16 protein-coding genes, 1 tRNA gene and 1 CRISPR repeat array (1 of these 18 only partly in view) are annotated in these 19,063 nt (G+C 49.7%); of the genes, 11 read left to right on the top strand and 6 right to left on the bottom strand.

Annotated features, from left to right (window positions below; translation table 11 throughout):
- The first annotated feature begins 44 nt into the window (after positions 1 to 44).
- The 3 genes from D1831_RS03830 to uvrC all read left to right on the top strand — a co-directional run bounded on the left by D1831_RS03830 (position 45) and on the right by uvrC (position 4,264).
- The gene (locus tag D1831_RS03830; protein ID WP_125071607.1) at positions 45 to 1,520 is read left to right on the top strand and encodes an ABC transporter substrate-binding protein/permease; all 1,476 of its coding nucleotides are present in this window, start codon (positions 45 to 47) and stop codon (positions 1,518 to 1,520) included.
- Positions 1,513 to 2,253, top strand: coding sequence for an amino acid ABC transporter ATP-binding protein (locus tag D1831_RS03825; RefSeq protein ID WP_125071606.1), 741 nt, complete (start codon positions 1,513 to 1,515; stop codon positions 2,251 to 2,253). Before D1831_RS03830 ends, D1831_RS03825 begins: the two co-directional genes overlap by 8 nt.
- Before the next feature lie 196 nt (positions 2,254 to 2,449).
- Positions 2,450 to 4,264, top strand: coding sequence for an excinuclease ABC subunit UvrC (gene uvrC, locus D1831_RS03820; RefSeq protein WP_125071605.1), 1,815 nt, complete (start codon positions 2,450 to 2,452; stop codon positions 4,262 to 4,264).
- A 74-nt stretch (positions 4,265 to 4,338) separates the two neighbouring features.
- Here the strand turns inward: uvrC and D1831_RS03815 are convergent, their stop codons facing one another.
- From D1831_RS03815 to D1831_RS03800, 4 genes are all read right to left on the bottom strand, one after another.
- On the bottom strand, positions 4,339 to 5,664 hold the full coding sequence (locus D1831_RS03815; protein ID WP_225422765.1) for a metallophosphoesterase family protein: 1,326 nt from the start codon (positions 5,662 to 5,664) through the stop codon (positions 4,339 to 4,341).
- A gap of 136 nt (positions 5,665 to 5,800) precedes the next feature.
- Complete coding sequence (locus tag D1831_RS03810; protein ID WP_125071604.1) at positions 5,801 to 7,768, bottom strand: PTS fructose transporter subunit IIABC; 1,968 nt, start codon at positions 7,766 to 7,768, stop codon at positions 5,801 to 5,803.
- Between the two features lie 27 nt (positions 7,769 to 7,795).
- Positions 7,796 to 8,713: a 1-phosphofructokinase gene (pfkB, locus tag D1831_RS03805; protein WP_125071603.1), complete on the bottom strand. Its 918-nt coding sequence runs from the start codon at positions 8,711 to 8,713 to the stop codon at positions 7,796 to 7,798.
- Positions 8,710 to 9,465 (bottom strand): DeoR/GlpR family DNA-binding transcription regulator, encoded by a 756-nt coding sequence (locus D1831_RS03800; RefSeq protein ID WP_125071602.1) that lies wholly within the window; start codon positions 9,463 to 9,465, stop codon positions 8,710 to 8,712. The genes pfkB and D1831_RS03800 overlap by 4 nt, the downstream gene beginning before the upstream one ends.
- A 246-nt stretch (positions 9,466 to 9,711) precedes the next feature.
- Here D1831_RS03800 and obgE point away from each other — a divergent pair, with 246 nt between their 5' ends.
- The gene (gene obgE / locus D1831_RS03795; RefSeq protein ID WP_125071601.1) at positions 9,712 to 11,010 is read left to right on the top strand and encodes a GTPase ObgE; all 1,299 of its coding nucleotides are present in this window, start codon (positions 9,712 to 9,714) and stop codon (positions 11,008 to 11,010) included.
- A gap of 51 nt (positions 11,011 to 11,061) precedes the next feature.
- On the opposite strand, the gene D1831_RS03790 is transcribed toward obgE, so the two are convergent.
- Positions 11,062 to 11,355, bottom strand: coding sequence for a hypothetical protein (locus tag D1831_RS03790; protein ID WP_225422763.1), 294 nt, complete (start codon positions 11,353 to 11,355; stop codon positions 11,062 to 11,064).
- A 223-nt stretch (positions 11,356 to 11,578) separates the two neighbouring features.
- Between D1831_RS03790 and rnz the strand changes: the two genes are divergently transcribed.
- The 6 genes from rnz (at position 11,579) to D1831_RS03760 (ending at position 17,273) form a co-directional block, all read left to right on the top strand.
- Complete coding sequence (gene rnz / locus D1831_RS03785; RefSeq protein ID WP_125071599.1) at positions 11,579 to 12,514, top strand: ribonuclease Z; 936 nt, start codon at positions 11,579 to 11,581, stop codon at positions 12,512 to 12,514.
- Positions 12,515 to 12,523: 9 nt separating this feature from the next.
- Positions 12,524 to 13,315, top strand: coding sequence for an SDR family NAD(P)-dependent oxidoreductase (locus D1831_RS03780; protein WP_125071598.1), 792 nt, complete (start codon positions 12,524 to 12,526; stop codon positions 13,313 to 13,315).
- 12 nt (positions 13,316 to 13,327) lie between these two features.
- Positions 13,328 to 13,678, top strand: coding sequence for a LapA family protein (locus D1831_RS03775; protein WP_125071597.1), 351 nt, complete (start codon positions 13,328 to 13,330; stop codon positions 13,676 to 13,678).
- Positions 13,679 to 13,696: 18 nt separating this feature from the next.
- Complete coding sequence (gene recJ, locus D1831_RS03770; protein ID WP_125071596.1) at positions 13,697 to 16,033, top strand: single-stranded-DNA-specific exonuclease RecJ; 2,337 nt, start codon at positions 13,697 to 13,699, stop codon at positions 16,031 to 16,033.
- 18 nt (positions 16,034 to 16,051) lie between these two features.
- The gene (locus tag D1831_RS03765) at positions 16,052 to 16,570 is read left to right on the top strand and encodes an adenine phosphoribosyltransferase (protein WP_125071595.1); all 519 of its coding nucleotides are present in this window, start codon (positions 16,052 to 16,054) and stop codon (positions 16,568 to 16,570) included.
- 403 nt (positions 16,571 to 16,973) lie between these two features.
- A complete protein-coding gene (locus tag D1831_RS03760; RefSeq protein ID WP_125071594.1) occupies positions 16,974 to 17,273 on the top strand; it encodes a DUF2316 family protein in 300 nt (99 codons plus the stop codon).
- Positions 17,274 to 17,313: 40 nt separating this feature from the next.
- On the opposite strand, the gene D1831_RS03755 is transcribed toward D1831_RS03760, so the two are convergent.
- On the bottom strand, positions 17,314 to 17,643 hold the full coding sequence (locus D1831_RS03755) for a heavy metal-binding domain-containing protein (RefSeq protein WP_125071593.1): 330 nt from the start codon (positions 17,641 to 17,643) through the stop codon (positions 17,314 to 17,316).
- Between the two features lie 480 nt (positions 17,644 to 18,123).
- Between D1831_RS03755 and D1831_RS03750 the strand changes: the two genes are divergently transcribed.
- Positions 18,124 to 18,211: transfer RNA gene (locus tag D1831_RS03750), tRNA-Ser, on the top strand.
- 177 nt (positions 18,212 to 18,388) lie between these two features.
- Positions 18,389 to 19,063: direct repeats of the CRISPR family, unit length 27 nt; unit sequence GATCACCCCCGTATACACGGGGAACAC (it continues 84 nt past the right edge of the window).

Raw genomic sequence — 19,063 nt, 5'->3', positions numbered from 1 at the left:
CGTCTATACTTTACTCTTGTAAATTAAAGCAAAGGAGAACGCTTATGAAAAAGAAATTCGGGTTGTTATTAGCAATTATTGTTGCCTTGTTCATGACCGTGGTACCCCTGGGAACCCAGCACGCGCAAGCGGCGGATAATTCATTGGAGAAGATTCAAAAGAAGGGGGTTCTCGTGATGGGGACCTCACCGGACTACCCCCCGTACGAGTTCCAAGCCACGGTCAACGGTAAAAGTACCGTTGTCGGGATGGACGTCCAAATTGGTAAAAAGGTGGCCAAGGATCTAGGGGTCAAACTGAAGATTAAGTCCATGTCCTTCGATTCGTTGCTGGTTGCGTTACAAACTGGGAAAATTGACATGATTATTTCCGGGATGAACCCGACCCCGGCACGGCGGAAGAACGTGGCGTTCACCCACGTTTATTACCAGGGTGGCTACGACATTGTAATCAACAAGACGGACAAAGCGAAGTACAAAAACAAGGATTCGTTTAAGGGCGGAACGTTAGGGGCCCAAACCGGGACGACCCAGTACAACGCAATCAAGAAACAGACGACGAATACAAAGTCCAAAGGGATGACGTCCCAGTCCGATTTGATTTTGGCACTTCAAAGTCACAAGTTGGACGGGGTGGCGATGGAAAAACCGTCCGCCGAAGCCTACGTTTCTAACAACAAACAGTTGGCCGCAATCCCAAGTAACTTCAATATGAGTTCGGACGCGACGAGTTCTGCGATTGCGTTTCGGAAGGGCTCCACGAGCTTAGTCAACAAGGTCAACAAGACCGTTGATCAAATCAAAAAAGAAAACCTGGTTAAAAAGGACTACTTGCCAGCCGCTGGGAAGTACCTGAAGACCAACACTGTTAATACGTCGATGGGTCACTACTGGAAGGCCTTTGCAACCGGGATTGAATACACGTTGATCATTACCGTTTGCTCCGTCTTCTTTGGGTTCATTATTGGGATTCTCCTGGCCCTCGCGCGGATGGCCAAGGGGAACGTCTTCAAGACGGCTCTCCGGTGGTTAGCCACCGCCTACGTTGAATTTATTCGTGGGACGCCAATGATGGTTCAAGTAATGTTCGTTTACTTTGGTTTAGGTCTGTTTGTCAATCTGCCAGCGTTAACTTCCGGGATCATTGCGATTTCCTTGAACTCCGGGGCCTACGTAGCTGAATACATTCGTGGTGGGATCAACTCCGTTAACATTGGTCAGACGGAAGCTGCCCGCAGCTTAGGGATGTCCAACGGTGAAACGATGCGGTATGTCGTTCTACCACAGGCTTTAAAGAACATCTGGCCATCGTTGGGTAATGAATTTATTACCTTGATCAAGGATAGTTCGATCGTGTCAATTATCGGGGTAACCGAATTGATTTATCAAAGTAACATCGTTCGTTCCGATACTTACCGTGGGGTGGCCCCAATCGTGGTCATTATGGTGCTCTACTTCATCATGACCTTCACGGCGTCACGGATCTTGAACTACTTCGAAAGGAGAATGCAACATGACTAAACCGGTAATTGAAGTTGAGTCGCTCGCTAAAAGCTTTGGCGATAATCACGTTTTAAAAGATATTACGGAAAAGGTGGAACCCGGACAGGTGATCGTTGTGATCGGTCCTTCCGGTGGTGGGAAGAGTACCTTCCTGCGGTGCCTAAACCTGCTAGAAACACCGACGAGTGGGAAGGTCGCCTTTGAAGGTCAGGACTTAACGACTTTGGATACGAAGAGCGTGAACTCCTTACGGGAAAAAATGGGGATGGTGTTTCAAGGCTTTAACCTGTTCCCAAACATGACCGTATTAGAGAACATTAAGTTGGCGCCGATGAAGGTCAAGGGGACTGATAACGCGACGGCGACCAAAACTGCTCACGAACTGCTGAAACGGGTTGGTCTGGAAGATCACGCCGACGCATTTCCGGATAGTTTATCCGGTGGGCAGGCACAACGGGTCGCCATTGCCCGGGCCTTAGCGATGAACCCCGAAGTGATGTTATTTGACGAACCGACTTCTGCGCTGGATCCCGAAATGGTTGGCGAAGTGCTGAACGTTATGCAGGAACTTGCTAAGGACGGCATGACGATGGTCGTGGTTACCCATGAAATGGGCTTTGCCAAGGAAGTGGCTGACCGGATCTGGTTTATGGCGGACGGCTATATTCAAGAAAATAACACGCCCGATGAGTTTTTTGCCCACCCTAAAACGGACCGGGCCAAAGATTTCTTATCAAAGATCTTAATGTAATCAAAAAACAACCCGAACCTAGGTTTTAACTAGCGTTCAAGCGGTCGGTTACCCCAGAAACTGTCGGGGTGGCCGGCCGCTTTTTTGGGGTAACTGGTGGTCATCAATATTTTCATATCAACGGGCGGATTGCTTGAGCCGCCTATGGTCAGGCGGTATACTGGTAATGCTAAATTAAAAGGGAGGACGGCGCGTAATGGCTTCAGCACACATTGAACATAAGTTATCGTTATTACCGGATTTACCGGGCTGTTACCTGATGAAGAATCTGAACAGTCAGATTATTTACGTGGGGAAGGCCAAAAATTTAAAAAACCGGGTGCGCTCTTACTTTAAAAGTAGTCATACTGGTAAAACCGCGCGCTTAGTTTCGGAAATCGCGGACTTTGAATTTATTGTGACTTCCACTGATAAGGAAGCCTTTTTATTAGAAATCACCCTAATTCAAAAACACCAGCCGTACTTTAACATTAAGTTGAAAAAGGGGACTGGCTACCCGTACATTAAGATTACGAACGAACGGGATCCCCAAATCTTGATTGTTAGTGACGTGCGAAAAGACGGGGGCTACTACTTTGGCCCGTACCCGAACGTTTACGCGGCGCAGGAAACAGTCAACTTTATTCAGAAGGTTTACCCGTTGCGGCGTTGCCACGGCTTTCAGGGGCGGCCCTGCTTGTACTACCACATGGGACAGTGCCTCGGTGCCTGCTTTAAAACGGTGCCAGAAGCCGAATACACCGCGCAAATTCAACGCATTAAATCATTCCTAAATGGGCACGTTGACCGGGTCAAGAAACAACTGACTAAGCGGATGGAGACGGCCTCAGCCGAATTGGAATTTGAGCGAGCGGCTGAAATTCGGGACCAGTTGACCTACATTGAAATGACCGTTGAAAAGCAGAAAATTATTTCAAATGACAATACCCCCCGCGACCTATTTAACTTTTACATGGACAAGGGCTGGTTATCGATCCAGGTCTTCTTTATTCGGCAAGCCCGCTTAATGAAACGGGAAAAGCGGTTGTTCCCGGTCGTATCAACCGCAACCGAAGAAATGACCAGTTTTATTCTGCAATTCTATAACCGTAAAAATAACGTGTTGCCGCGTGAAGTATTAGTCCCGGCCGGCCTCGATAAGGACGTACTTAGTGATATTTTAGGCATTCCGGTTCGGACACCGCAACGGGGGCAGAAACGGGACCTCTTGGACATGGCCCATAAAAACGCCCGCATCGTGTTGGAAGAAAAGTTCCGGTTATTAGAACTTGACGAACGCAAAACGACCGGGGCGATGAAGGAAATCACCGACGCCCTCGGTATTCCCGAGGGGCACAAGATTGAGGCCTTTGACCACTCCCACATCCAGGGGGCCGACTTGGTCTCCGCGATGGTCGTTTTCACGGACGGTCAGCCGAATAAGAAGCTGTACCGGAAGTATAAGTTACGGACAGTCGACCACGCCGACGAAGCCGCTTCGACCCGGGAAGTCATTCGGCGGCGTTATACGCGGCTCTTAAAAGAGCACGCGGCCTTACCCGACCTGATTTTAATGGATGGGGGCGATATTCAGTTAGACGCGGCTAAGGACGTTTTGGAAAATGAGCTGGGGTTGGATACGCCGGTAGCCGCCATGGTTAAAAATGAGCACCACAAAACGGCCGATTTATTAAAGTCGGCCGGGGATGCCCACTTACACTTGGACCCGAAGAGTCAGGGCTTTTACTTATTGCAACGGATTCAAGACGAAGTGCACCGCTTTGCGATCACGTTCCACCGGCAAGTGCACACGAAGCACTCGTTAAGTTCACGGTTAGATGAGATTCCGGGCGTGGGACCCAAGACCCGCAATAAACTGTTACGCAAATTTGGTTCGATGACAAAGATTGCGGCCGCGCCGGTTGAAGAAATTCAAAAACTGGGGATTTCGAAAAACGTGGCCCAAACCGTTAAGTTTTCATTAGCGGGGGCCGGCGTGACGCCGAAGCATTATCAAAAAGGTGCGACGTAAACTAGCAAGTAACCACAAAAAAAACACGGTACTGTGCCGCTCACTGCGGTCAGTACCGTGTTTTTTTTGTGGTGTTAACGCGTGTGCCCCGCCCACTTTAGATTGTTTTTGAGATCCTGGGTGGCCAGGATAAAGCCACGCAGGGAAGTGTTTTTCGGTTGCTTTTTCCAAGCTTGAATGGCGGCACTGTCCTTGACCGGGGTCCCGCGGAACATGGCAATATTGGCTTCACCCATGCCAGCTGCCAGTTGTTTGACTTGCTTGGTTGAAAGGTGGTTTTCATCACGAGTTTCGTATAGCTGACTGAGCGCCGCGTTATACCCGGAAGCGTAGAGGACGTTATGATCATACTTTTGGTAGGTTCGCGCAGCCGCGGCAGTTTGCCGACGTTGAATGTAACTAGCAACGTTTAGGCGGGTCGCGTGGTAGGTTGCGTGGCCATTGTCCTGATTGAGCTTTAAAGTCCCGTAGTAGTGAGGGCCAATGATTAAGGCGCCACTGGCAATGTCGGTCAACGACTGCCCGTTAACGGTGGCGTGTTTAATGCTCTGAGCATGGATGTGACCGGTAAGTGATAACTTGATGCCCGCCTTACTAAAGACGTCACGGACCTGGTCGGCGTAGCCAATCGTGTAATCTTGGTGGATCATGGTGTGATCCATCGTATTGTGGTGGAGGACCGGTATGAGGGTCGCACCCTGTTTCTTGGCTTCCTTACCGATTTTAGCCACCCAGTCGAGGGTGCCGTCGGTTAGTCCGCCGCCCACGGTAGAACTGCCTTGTTGGTAATTACTCTTATAGATGGCCGAATTTAGCATTAAGAACCAAGTCTTTTTACTAGGCTTAACGAGGTAACTCAGTGAATTAGAATCGGTTTGGACCGCTTGACCGTACCCCGCCTGTTTATAAATTTGTTTGAACTGTTCGGGACTTACCCCGTCAACTTCGTACTGGTGCTTTCCCTTAAAACTACGGGTTAACGGGTTATTGATGTCGTGGTTGCCCGGAACGACGTAAACGCGAATTTTCGCGGCGGTCAGGCGTTTAAGTTGCTTGGCCACGTATTCGTGACTGGCCTTTTCCCCGTTATTAGTGATGTCGCCGCTAACGATGACCACGTCGGGTTTGGTTTTCAGTGCCTGGGCAATGAACGCCTGAAAAATGGTGGCGCTGTATTTTAAATCGGCGCCGGCGTCATTGGCCGCGTATGTACGAAAAGCGACACTGTTATCGTGCAAGCTGGGGGCAATGACGTGGTCGTCGCTGATCACCATCGCCGTCAGGGTTCGTCCGGTCACCGGGGCTGGCGTTGTCGTGGTCGTTTTTTTAGTTTGGCAACCCGTTAAGATCAGCAAACTTGCTAGGCCGGCTAAAAGTAGGGCGGATAGTCTAGGTTTCACAAAAATCGTCTCATTTCTAATCAGTTAATAACTTAATTATACCCGTTTGATTGCGGGATTCGATAATGAACTGTTTGAAGTCGAAAAAAAAGTGCCGGTCGACTGACCAGCACCTTTTTAAAAATTAACGTTTCAATTAAGCAGCCTGCTTAGCGGGCTTCCAGATTCCGAGGATGACCCCGGCAACAATTGCACCGATCACGGTTGCGGCAATGTAACCCCAGATGTTAGTGGCAAGGAGTGAAACCCATAAACCACCGTGAGGAGCAGGAACGGATACGCCCCAAAGTTGGGTTAAACCACCGGCAATGGCGGCACCAATCACGCTTGAGCCAATTACGTGCAGGGGATCGGCCGTGGCAAATGGAATTGCGCCTTCAGTAATGAAGGAAATCCCAAGCAACCAGTTAGAAATCCCAGCTTTACGCTCGTCATCCGTAAACTTCTTCGGCCAGAAGGCGGTCGCAATCGCCGTGGCCAACGGTGGAACCATCCCACCGGCCATCACGGCAGCCATTAAGTTCCCATCGTGGGTCGCGGTAAAGGCCCCGGTGGCGAAAACGTAAGCAGCCTTGTTGAAAGGACCACCCATATCGATCGACATCATTCCGCCAAGAACTAACCCTAAAATAACGGCGTTCCCAGTACCCATCGAGTTCAGGAAGTGGGTGATCCACTGGTTAATAACGGAGAAGATCGGGTTAACGATGAAGAACATTAAAGCGGCAATAATCAGTAAACCTAAGATTGGGAAAATCAACATCGGCTTCATCCCGTCTAAGGAAGACGGCATGTTCTTGGTCCATTTCTTCAACCAAACGGTAATGTAACCGGCTAAGAAACCAGCAACTAGACCACCTAAGAAACCAGCGGGACTCTTGGCATTAGCGGCAATTGAAGCGGTGTAGGCACCACCGTAAGCTCCGGTGTAGACCGTAGCCATGAACCCGCCAACAAACCCGGGCATCAGGGCCGGCCGATCACCAATCGATTCGGCGATGTAGGCGGCCAAAACAGGAACCATGAAAGCAAAGGCCATGTTCCCAGCCTGGTTAAAGAAGGTGAAGGCTAAACTCTTTTCACCAGCAAATTGTTCGATGATGAAGGAGAGGGCCATCAGGATCCCACCACCAACCACGAATGGCAACATGTGGGAAATCCCGTTCATCAGGTCCTTATAAACTTCGCCCCAAACGCTGCCGTTAGCGCTGGCACCTTCGTCGTCATCACCAGCACCACCATCGGCGTCGTGATAGACGGGTGCGTTACCACTCAAGGCTTCTTTGACTAAGTCGTCGGCCTTGTTGATTCCATCGATAACGGGGCGGTTGACGAGGTGTTTACCGTCAAAGCGGGCCATTTTGACCTTCTTATCGGCGGCAATTACGACCCCGTCGGCCTTGGCAATTTCGTCGGCAGTCAGTAAGTGCTTGACCCCTTCGGAACCGTTCGTTTCAATTTTAATATCAACGCCGGCAGCTTCACCAGCTTTAATTAAAGCGGCTTCGGCCATGTAGGTGTGGGCGATGCCGTTTGGACAAGCCGTAACCCCTACAATGTAAGGGCGTTGTTCAGTGGCCTTGGCACTGCTTTCAGCGGCTTTCTTAGCGGCTCGTGCGGCTTCATCCTTGGCGTCCTTTTCTTCCTTGGCAGCCTGAGCATCGGCGAAGAGTTGTTGAACTTCGTCGGGGGTTTGAGCGTCCTTTAACTTAGCGACCAAGTTAGGATCGATCAGTAAGCTGGAGAGGGCGGCGAGGGCGGCCAAGTGGGTGTTGTTGGCACCTTCGGGAGCGGCGATCATGAAAAACAGGTGGACCGGCTGACCGTCTAAAGCGTTAAAATCAACGCCGGCCTTACTCTTTGCGAATAATACGGTGGCCCGTTGAACGGCCTTGTCCTTAGCGTGAGGCATGGCAATGCCGTCCCCAATCCCAGTAGTAGACTCGGCTTCACGTTTAATAATGTCCTGTTTGTAAAGGGCTTCGTCATTGATGACGCCTTGTTCGGCATATTTATGAACCAACTCATCAATGGCTTCGTCTTTAGTCGTGGCCTGCATGTCCATGATCATGACATCTTTTAATAGTAAATCGCGGATATCCATAGTGTGTGAACAGTCCTTTCTAAATTGTTAGTTAGTTAATTGTTCAATCTTAATTTGCGGTAAAATTTCATCAATTTTTGCCCGGGTCGCAATGTCTTCGGAGAAGGCGGTTGCGGAGCCGCAAGCGAGACCGTAACGGAAACTCTCAACGGCGTCGTGGGTTTTGGCGAAAGTACCGACAAAACCACCAATCATCGAATCGCCAGCCCCAACTGAGTTGATGACGTGACCCTTAGGTGCGGCACTGAAGTAAACGGCGTCCTTCGTGATTAGGAGGCCACCGTCACCAGCCATTGAAATTAAAACGTGTTGCGCGCCTTCACTTAACATGCGTTGGCCGGCGGCGATAATGTCGGCGCGACTATTAAAGGTCGTGTGGTAATAATCGGCTAATTCGTGATTGTTAGGTTTAACGACCAACGGGTGACTCGGTAAGGTCTTTTTCAAGGCTTCTCCGGTCGTATCGATCACGAAGTTGGCGCCCGCAGCCTGAGCTTTTTGGATAATGTCGTAGTAGAACGTATCCGGTAAACTGGGGGCTAAACTTCCCGACATGACCACGACGTCGTCCGGCGTTAAGTGGCTGAGTTCCTGGTAGAAAGCGTCAATTTCACTGGCCGTAATGGCGGGACCGGCACCGTTTAATTCGGTTTCTTCGTCGGCGTGGATCTTCACGTTGATACGGGTATCGTCCGCAATCTTGGTGAAGTGACAGTCTAAGCCCTTAGCTTGCAACGCTTCACTAATGAACGTTCCGGTGAAACCACCGATGAAACCGAGGGCCCGGTTGGGTTGGTTCAGGTCATTTAAAATTTGTGAAACGTTGATGCCCTTGCCACCGGGTAATTTGGCCGTGTGTTTTAAACGGTTAACGCTGCCTAGTTCCATGTGCGGCAGCTGAACCACGTAGTCAATTGATGGGTTGACGGTGATGGTGTAAATCATGATTGAACCTCCTGAATCGTAGTTAATGGCTGGTACTGTTCGGCCAACGTTGGCGTTAACTGATCGGTAATGATCGTGGCACTTGCCAAGTCACCGACCCGTGCAAACGAAACGTGGTCAAATTTGGTGTTATCGACCAGAATGAAGCTTTCTTCACTCTGAGCAATTGCGGTTTTTTTAACGATCGCTTCGTCGGGGTCGGGTGTCGTTAGCCCAAACTTTGGGTGAACACCGTTAATTCCCAAGAAAACTTTGTTGAACCGGTACTCCTGTAACGATTTGACCGCTTCGGGACCAATTACGGCTTTGGTGGTGCCTTTCAAATTGCCACCAAGCAAGTAGGTTTGAATGCCCATGTCCGCTAAAACGGATGCGTGGACCACGCCGTTCGTGACGACGCGCAGGTTGTAGCCCGGATTCAAATGGTGGATCATCGCTAACGTCGAGGTCCCGGCGTCTAAGTAAATGACGTCGTCGACTTGAATGTTTGTGACCGCTTGCTGCGCAATGTGGTCCTTAGCGTCCACGTTACGGGAAACTTTATCGTTCATCGCGGGTTCTTCTTGGAGTGAGTTCATGTACTTAGCGCCACCGTGGACGCGTAGTAATTCGCCCTGTTCCTCAAGTTGTTGGAGGTCCCGGCGAGCCGTGGACTCCGAACAATTGGTCTTGGAAACAATGTCCTTGATTTTAATAATGCCCTTGAAACGGATCGTATTTAAAATGTACTGTTGTCGTTCTTCTGTAAGCACTTTCAAATCCCTCCGAAGACTAATATACCTGCTCAACGGTCAAAATGCAACAAAAACCTTCAAAAAACGTCAAAATAATTCAAAAACAGTCATCAATTGATAAAATTACTGATTTTAGGTGGTGACTTTGACGGAATCGGCGGAACTTTTGACGGCGGGACGGAAGATTTGTATACTAGGTCAGGTATCTAATTTCGCACGAGCATTTTCGTAGATAAATAATATAGAAGAAACAGGGGAAAAAACATGTTTGTTGATCAAGTAAAAGTAGATGTAAAGGCCGGTAACGGTGGTAACGGCATGGTTGCTTTCCGTCGTGAAAAGTTCGTGCCTAACGGTGGCCCGGCCGGCGGTGACGGTGGTCGTGGCGGGAGCATCGTCCTGGTAGCCGACGAAGGGTTACGGACGCTGATGGATTTCCGGTACACTCGTAAATTTAAGGCCGATAACGGTGGCAACGGGATGATCAAACAGATGACTGGTCGTTCCGCCAAGGATAAAGTGATCCACGTACCGTTGGGAACGGTCGTCACGGACGCCGAGAGTGGTGAACTGATCGGTGATATTACGGAAAAAGATCAGAAGCTGGTTGTCGCTAAGGGCGGCCGTGGCGGTCGTGGCAATATCCATTTTGCCAGCCCTAAAAACCCGGCACCGGAAATTGCCGAAAACGGTGAACCCGGCGGCGAATTAACGATTCGGATGGAATTAAAGGTGTTAGCCGACGTTGGTTTGGTTGGTTTCCCATCGGTTGGGAAGTCAACGCTGCTGTCCGTTGTCACGAGTGCCAAGCCGAAGATTGCGGCTTACCACTTTACCACGTTAGTCCCTAACTTGGGAATGGTTCGTTTAGACGATGGTCGGGACTTTGTTATGGCCGACTTACCCGGTTTGATCGAAGGCGCCGCTAACGGGGTCGGTTTAGGTATTCAGTTCTTACGCCACATTGAACGGACGCGGGTCATCCTGCATTTGATCGATATGAGTGGCGTGGAAGAAAATGATCCGTTTGAAGATTATTTAAAGATCAACCACGAATTAACCAGCTACGACCCGGACCTGTTAAAGCGGCCCCAAATCGTTGTTGCCACGAAGATGGATATGCCGGATTCAGCGGATAACTTGGCCAAGTTTAAAGTTAAGTTAGCCGGTGATGATACGTTGCCCAACGTGCCGGAAATTTACCCAATTTCTTCAATTACGCAGCAGGGTATTAAGGCGTTACTTGCCAAAACGGCCGACTTACTCGATACGACGCCACAATTTCCAATCAAGGGTGTCGATGACGTTCAGCACCGTGATTACACGGCTGACGAAGCGGGTCAGGACTTTACCATTGATAATCCGGAACCAGGACTATTTGTCTTGTCCGGTGAGAAGTTGGAACGCTTATTCAAGATGACTAACCTCGATCATGAAGAAAGCCTGATGCGGTTCGCCCGTCAATTGCGGGGCATGGGGGTTGATGACGCGTTACGGGCCGCCGGTGCGAAAAACGACGACACGATTCAAATTCTCGACTACTCCTTCCAATTCATGGACTAAACACGCAAAAACGGTCATCCACGGTGTAGTGGGTGACCGTTTTTTTAGGGTTCAGCCTAATAGCAGCCGGGCTTGATGCAACCGATAACCAAATAGGGGCTGAACGTTGTCCGGTGTTTGGACGTATAGCTGGGTCGGACCGCTTAGTTGGCGGGTCCGGGCGTTAAGCTGGTTTAAGGTGAGCGGCGTTACGCCGCTTTTAGGAATTAAAATCAACTGGCCAGCCCGCAGTTGGACCGCTTGAATCGGCACGACTTGGTGAGTGCCGGTTTCCCAGAAAAGCGGCATGCTGGGAGTTAAATCGACAGTCGAGAGGTTAAAATCAATTAGGCGCAACCAGGCCACCTCCTTACAGTGTTGATGATTAATTTTATATTAACAAATTACGCGCGATAACGAGAATTATTTTGACCGTTTTTGATGGTCACGCCAATAATTAGTCCGCTGCATGTTAAAATAAAGGGATAGCTTTTTAAATAATCAGCTCCGGCTGGTTCCGACAATTGTTTCTTACCATTAATTTCGGTAAAATAGTTGGCAGACTGTACAGAGAAGGACGAACGTAAACATGCAATTAGAATTTTTAGGTACCGGCGCCGGTTCGCCGGGTAAATTTCGGAACGTCACCAGCACGGCGCTGCGACTCTTAGATGAACGTAACGAAGTGTGGCTTTTTGACGTGGGTGAAGGGACCCAACATCAGATTTTACGGACGACGCTAAAGCCCCGTAAAATCGCCAAAATTTTTATTACCCACTTACACGGTGACCACATTTTTGGCTTGCCAGGATTATTGAGCTCCCGGTCCTTTCAGGGCGGGGACGAACCGCTCACCATTTACGGCCCCGTTGGGATTCGGGACTTTGTGCAAACCGCGCTGCGCGTTTCGGGGACCCGGTTATCGTACCCGTTAAAGTTTCAAGAACTTAGTGCGGGCGGCACCATTTTTGAAGACGCCACTTTTAAGGTCAGTTGTTTGCCGTTAGAACACCGGATCGCTTGTTACGGTTACCGGGTCGAAGAAGCAGATCACCCCGGCGAACTGCAGGCCGACCGCTTAAAGGCACTCAACATTCCGAGCGGTCCGGTCTATGGACAGTTAAAAGCCGGCAAAACGGTCACCTTGGAAGACGGCCGGACCATAAACGGTCAGGACTACATCGCGGAACCGCAACGCGGGCGGACGGTCACCATCTTAGGTGATACGCGCCGGACCCCCAACGCGGCCGTACTGGCTAAGGATGCCGACGCGTTGGTCCACGAAAGTACTTTTGGTAAGGACGAGGGCAAACTGGCTCATAATTATTACCATTCGACGAGTACTCAGGCGGCGCAGGTTGCTAAACAGGCCGGTGTTCGGCAGTTATTACTGACGCATATTTCGGCCCGTTATACGGGTAAGCTGAGCAAGGAACTTCAAAAACAAGCGCAAAAGGTGTTTGCGAATACCAAGGTCGTACGTGATTTTGATTTGATCGATATTCCACTTCAAAAGAAAGCTTAGGTGAAGAGCATGGCAAATTTAACGGGTCAAACGGTGTTGATCACCGGAGCTTCGAGTGGGTTAGGCGAACAATTAGCCTTTGCCGTCGCGGCACGGGGCGCAAACGTGGTCTTAGCCGCGCGGCGGCAAGAACGCTTGACCCGGGTTGCCGACCAGTGCCGGATTCTTTCTGGTGCTCAAGCAATCGCCGTCCAGTGTGACGTTAGCCGTGTTGCGGCGGTCGACCACTTATTTGCGACCATTGACGAGCTGTTCGGTCGCTTGGACGTCGTGCTGAACGCGGCCGGGTTTGGTGCGATGGTCAACGCGGTTGCAATGGACCCGGCACTGACGGCTAAGATGTTTCGCGTGAACACATTGGGCGTCATGTACGTGAGCCAACTAGCCGCCAAGCGGATGGTGCGTCAGCGGCGGGGTGAAATTGTGAACGTGGCTTCGATTGCCGGAAAGATTGCGACCCCCAAGTCGGCGGTGTACGCGGCGACTAAGGCGGCTTTAATTGCGTACGACAACGCCTTGCGGTTAGAATTAAAAGCGGCGCACGTTAACGTGATGACGGTCAATCCCGGGCCTATCAAAACCGACTTTTTTAAGACGGCTGATCCGAGTGGTCAGTATTTGGCCCGGGTCGATAAGATCGCCCTTAATCCCGTCAAGTTTGCCGAATTGATTGTGAGTAAGTTAGGTCACCACCGGCGCGAAATCAACCGGCCGTGGGTGATGGCCGCGGCTAACTTGGGTTACCAAGCGGTACCCAGGTTAGGTGATTGGTTAGCCGGTTCCGTTTTTAATTTTAAATAGGGGGTTATGGAAATGAAGAATCAGTGGCGATTAGTGAGTGCGTTAGTGATCGTGTTAGTGATCATTGTGTTTGCAATTTTAAACGTTGAACCAGTACGGGTAAACTTTGGGGTGGCAGCGGTGCACTGGCCACTGATCTTAGTCATTGTCATTACCCTCATCTTGGGTGTGGTGACCGCCGTTTTGATGGCGACCGTCAATGAATCTAAAGAACGTTCGGCGCACGCAAAAGCGATAGCCGCGGCCCAAGCTAAAATTGATAAATTAACGGCAGAAAACAAGCGTTTAACGTTACGGTTGAATAACAAGGGTAAGCAAACCCGCGGTGCGGCCGAATCAGCAGTGGCCCCCGTAAAAAAATAGTTTGAGAGGAAGGATTGCATGTTAACGGCAAAGAAAAAGTGGGTTTCCCGGGCACCGGAAACGGTGAGTGCTGATGCAATTAGTGCGTTAGCGCAGGACAGTGACTGTTCACCGTTAGTGGCCAAGTTACTGATCAACCGGGGGATGACGACCGCCGCCGCGGCCCAGAAGTTTTTGAACGCCGCCCAACAGCCCCTGTTGGATCCACTCACCATGCACGATATGGAAAAAGCCGTTGACCGCATCCAAGACGCCATTGTCGCGGGTGATCAGATTACGGTTTACGGCGATTACGACGCCGACGGGTTAACGAGCACGGCCATTATGGTCGAAACGCTCGATCAGGTTGGGGCCAACGTTAACTACTACATTCCGGACCGTTTTAAGGATGGTTATGGTCCGAATCAGGCCGCGTTTGACCAGTTGATCGAAGCGGGGACTAAGCTGTTCGTGACCGTGGATAACGGGGTTGCCGGTAACGCGGTAATCAACGCGGTCCAGGAACGGGGAATCGACGTGGTGGTGACCGACCACCACGAATTACCCGCTGAGCTGCCCCACGCGTACGCCATCATGCACCCACGGCATCCTGAGGGACACTATGAATTCGGAGAACTCTCTGGTGCCGGGGTCGCGTTTAAAGTGGCAACGGCGCTGTTGGAAGAAATCCCCGAGGAATTAATGGACTTAGCCGCCATTGGAACGGTGGCCGACTTGGTTAGTTTGACGGGTGAAAATCGAACCCTCGTCACGCTCGGATTAAAAGTTCTTCGGCAAACGACCCGCCCGGGCTTAGCGGCGCTGATCAAGGCCGCGGGCTTAGCGCCCGACCAGTTGAACGAAACGAGTATCGGGTTTGGCATTGCACCGCGGTTAAACGCGCTGGGGCGGTTACAGTCCGCACAGAGTGGTGTGGAACTACTGACCACGCTAGATGACGACCGGGCAACTGCCTTAGCGACGCAGGTCAATATGTTAAATGAAAAGCGGCAAGGGTTAGTCAAAACGATTGCGGCTAGTGCGTTAGAGCAGGCCCAGTTACCTGAGAACGCGGCCCGCCAGACACTGGTAATCACGGGCAAAAACTGGCACGAAGGGGTGCTGGGGATCGTGGCTAGTCACGTGGTGGAAGCAACCGGGAAGCCGACCCTCGTTTTAAACGAGGACGAAAACGGACGTTTAAAGGGTAGTGGCCGTAGTGTGGAAGTTTATAACCTGTTTAAAGCAATCAATCCGGTCCGTGATGACTTGGTAGCGTTTGGTGGGCACCACATGGCCGTGGGGTTGAGTGTCATGCGTGATCAGTTGACCACGCTCAAAGACGCCCTCGAGAGCGCCGCGACGGCTCAGCACCTTGGTGAAGCGGGTCCCGCGAGTTTACCAATTGATGGTGAACTGGCAATCAAAGACGCTACGCTGGCCACGTTAAAGGATCTACAACGGCTGGCACCGTTTGGGACCGACAACCCGGCCCCCTTGTTTGAACTTCACCCGACGGCCATTCCGCAGGCCCGCGCAATTGGGAGTGACCATCAACACTTAAAACTCCAGCTGAGTGATGGTCAAGCCAACGTGGACGCGATTGGGTTTTCGTTCGGCTCGGCTTTAGCGCCCGTGCAGGCAAGTCCGAGCGACGTGGCGGTGGTTGGTGAGCTCAGCTCCAATACTTGGAACGGGCAAACAAAACCCCAGATCATGATCAAGGACGTGGCGGTAACGGGTGCCCAGGTTATCGATGCCCGGACGCAGCACCTATCCGCGCATAATTTCCAGGCCCCCGGGGTGTACCTGTTTTTCCACCAAAAATTGATGGAGAAATTGCAGGGTTACCTCGGCGCCAACGCACAAGCCGTGTTTGTTGGTGATTCGACGAGTGATTTAAGTGCGATTGCCACGGACGCGGCGGTATTCATTGTCGATTGTCCCGATACGTTAGCAGACTTAACGGCGGTGTTAGCGTCCTTACCGCTCAATCAGCTGACCCTGTACTTGTACCGGCAGGAGTCGGTCTACTTGGCGGGGATGCCAAGTCGGGAACAGTTTGCCAAGCTGTTTAAGTTTACGGTCAACCACCACAACGTGGATATTCACCACCAGTTAACGGCGGTGGCTAAACACTTGCACATTGAACGAAATTTGCTTATTTTTATGATTCAGGTGTTTTTTGAGGTGGGATTTGTTAAAATAAGTGATGGTGTCATGAATGGCGTTTCGAATCCGACCAAAGCGGATTTACATCACGCCCCTAGTTATCAGCTGCGCGAACAACAGATCGTCGCTGAAGAAACGCTTTTATATAGTAAATCTGCAGCGCTACAAGTATGGGTGAAAAACCAGGCTGCAGTGAAGAATTAAAGGAGCTGTTAATAAGCAATGGCATTAGACTTAACAAAATACGTGGCCAGTGTGCCGGACTATCCCGAACCAGGGATCATTTTTCGGGATATCTCACCACTGATGGCGGACGGTGAAGCTTACCGGGAAGCCACGGATCAAATTGTCAAATTCGCCCGCGATAAGAAGGTCGACATGATCGTCGGTCCCGAAGCGCGCGGTTTTATCGTTGGTTGCCCGGTGGCGTACGAACTCGGCATTGGTTTTGCACCTGCCCGTAAGAAGGGGAAGTTGCCACGGCCAACCGTCAAGGCAACCTATGATTTGGAATACGGTCAATCAGCCCTTTACCTGCATAAAGATGCAATTAAACCCGGCCAAAACGTGTTAGTAACCGACGACTTGTTGGCAACCGGCGGAACCATCTCAGCCACGATCGAACTAGTCGAAGAACTAGGCGGTAACGTGGTGGGAACGGCCTTCCTCGTTGAGTTAAAAGACTTGCACGGTCGCGATAAAATTAAAGATTACGATATTCTGAGCTTAATGGAATTCTAAAAAATAACGTTCAAAAATCTCCTGAGGGATTTTTGAACGTTATTTTTTATAGCATACTGCTATATACAAGTATCAGATGATGGGGTTAGGACTTAATAACAAGGTTAAATTTTACTTCTTTTTAATTTGGATGATTGGCAATTTTTGTTTTGACCTAATCGAATAATATCGGCATCTTGTATATAGCAATTTAAAATCGATGCGGCTCGAACGGGCTTGCAACTTTTACAATTGAGCCGACCTCAGTTTGGATAGTACCAACTTAACTTGGGTGTATGACGAATTAACAAGAGCCACTAAGTTATGCTAATAACTGCCTGGAGAAAACGATTGCATTTTTGACTTAAGGCGTTAGACTGGAAGTGTGCATTTGACACAATCTATTTTGAAGGGAAGTTACTGAATGTCATTAACGAAAACTGAACAGGTTTCTACCCAGCAGGAGTTACGTGCAAATTACGAGCTTTCCGGTCTAACTTTGGATCAGGTTGCGGACGACTTGCAAACGACGCCGACTCACGTTGAGGATGTCATGGAGCTTAACGTCCTACATATTGAAGAACCTTGGATTTTGCGTAATTACTTAAACACCCAAATTCAGGAGCAGGGTGAACGTCCACTCCCGTATACTCGTTTGACCGGGGCGCCGAGCGAGTATTGGTTTTTAAATCAACAACGAATTCAAAAGGGTGTTTTAGGCTAAAACAACGTGTTCAACCATAGCGGGCTGAACACGTTGTTTTTTAATCACTAGTTGTAAATTTAACGGCGGTTCCGTAAGCGGCGACAGATTGCATGTCTTGACTGATTGAACTGGAATCAAACCGCATCATCACAACCGCGTCCGCCCCGAGTTCGGCTGCGTTTTCCCGCAAGCGGTCAACGGCGACGTTGCGGGACTCATCAAGCATTTTAGTGTAGTCCTTAATTTCACCGCCGACGATGCCCTTTAAGCCGGCCCCGATGTTACGCATCAGGTTCTTGGACTGGGTAGTTAACCCGAAGACTTCACCGATGACGGTGTAGGGGTGTCCGGGAATGTTTTCGGTGGTGGTTACTAACATTTTTGCCATATGCCATCCTCCTTATTTATTATTCTAAGAATAGCATAATCCAATACAAAATGGTTAGCTAAGCAAGCTAACGAACACTTTACTTAGCGATTTGCGTGCTATACTTTTAGGCGTAATTATTATTGGAGCGGCTGATAATTCTTATGAATTTAAAAGTGTGGTTTTTGAAGCCGATTTCTCAGGAACACTGGGAAGCAATTGAAAGGACCTTTCTTGATGAAATTGAAAAATCAAATTCGCATGATTTGATAGAAAATGGAATACGATTACAAAAAATTCTAAATTATTGTCGCTTAAATTTAACCGGTTTCTATTGGCATTAGCTCTGTTTAGGTATTGATGCTATCTAAATTTCCCGACAGTGCAGCTGAGGACATTGCTATAATTACTTTTCTGATAGAAATAGTAAATAAACAATGCTTTTTCTGAATATTTATTTGTTCTTACCACAAATTATGCTATACTATTCAAGTACCACATGGAGAGTTGGCAGAGTGGTAATGCACCGGACTCGAAATCCGGCGAACCGGCTAATACCGGCGCGCAGGTTCAAATCCTGTACTCTCCTTAACATAACGATTATAAAAATAAGAGCTTTGACAAATCAGTGTTTGTCGAGGCTCTTATTTTTTATAAAAAACTCTAAAAATACCATTCTTGTCTTTTTAATTCATTCGCTTATACAGAGGCTGATTATGTCACAGTCCTTACGCCTCGGTCTTCAACTTGGAATGGCCGTGATGGAGATCACCCCCGTATACACGGGGAACACAACCTTTATGAATATGAAGTAGTTCACCGGAAAGGATCACCCCCGTATACACGGGGAACACTAGGATTTTGTAAAATCTCGACTGCAGCCGGTAGGATCACCCCCGTATACACGGGGAACACGAAACGCCGTCAGTTTTGTAGGTCTTAATCCAAGGATCACCCCCGTATACACGGGGAACACAGGTACTTAGCGATGGCTACGATCAGGGAATCAAGATCACCCCCGTATACACGGGGAACACACTGGCTTTACCACCAAAAAACTGGCACCTCGAGGATCACCCCCGTATACACGGGGAACACTTCAGGAGGTTGCCAAGAAGTGTGGCTCCGTAGGGATCACCCCCGTATACACGGGGAACACTGGCTTGGTTGACCGCTGCTTTGTGAGCTGCCGGGATCACCCCCGTATACACGGGGAACACACGTTGAAATAATTTTCCAATTTGTCATACTGGGGATCACCCCCGTATACACGGGGAACACCATCTTGCATAAAAGGCTTGTGGCTCTTAACAGGGATCACCCCCGTATACATGGGGAACACGACCCGGACGCCGTTCAATTTAGCTAACGTTTAGGATCACCCCCGTATACACGGGGAACACATAATGGCGAAGCATTCAGGTCATACCTGCCAAGGATC

It is taken from the genome of Lactiplantibacillus garii (genome assembly GCF_003885105.1).
Taxonomy (GTDB): Bacteria; Bacillota; Bacilli; order Lactobacillales; family Lactobacillaceae; genus Lactiplantibacillus; species Lactiplantibacillus garii.
This window is presented reverse-complemented; position numbering and strand designations above follow the sequence as displayed.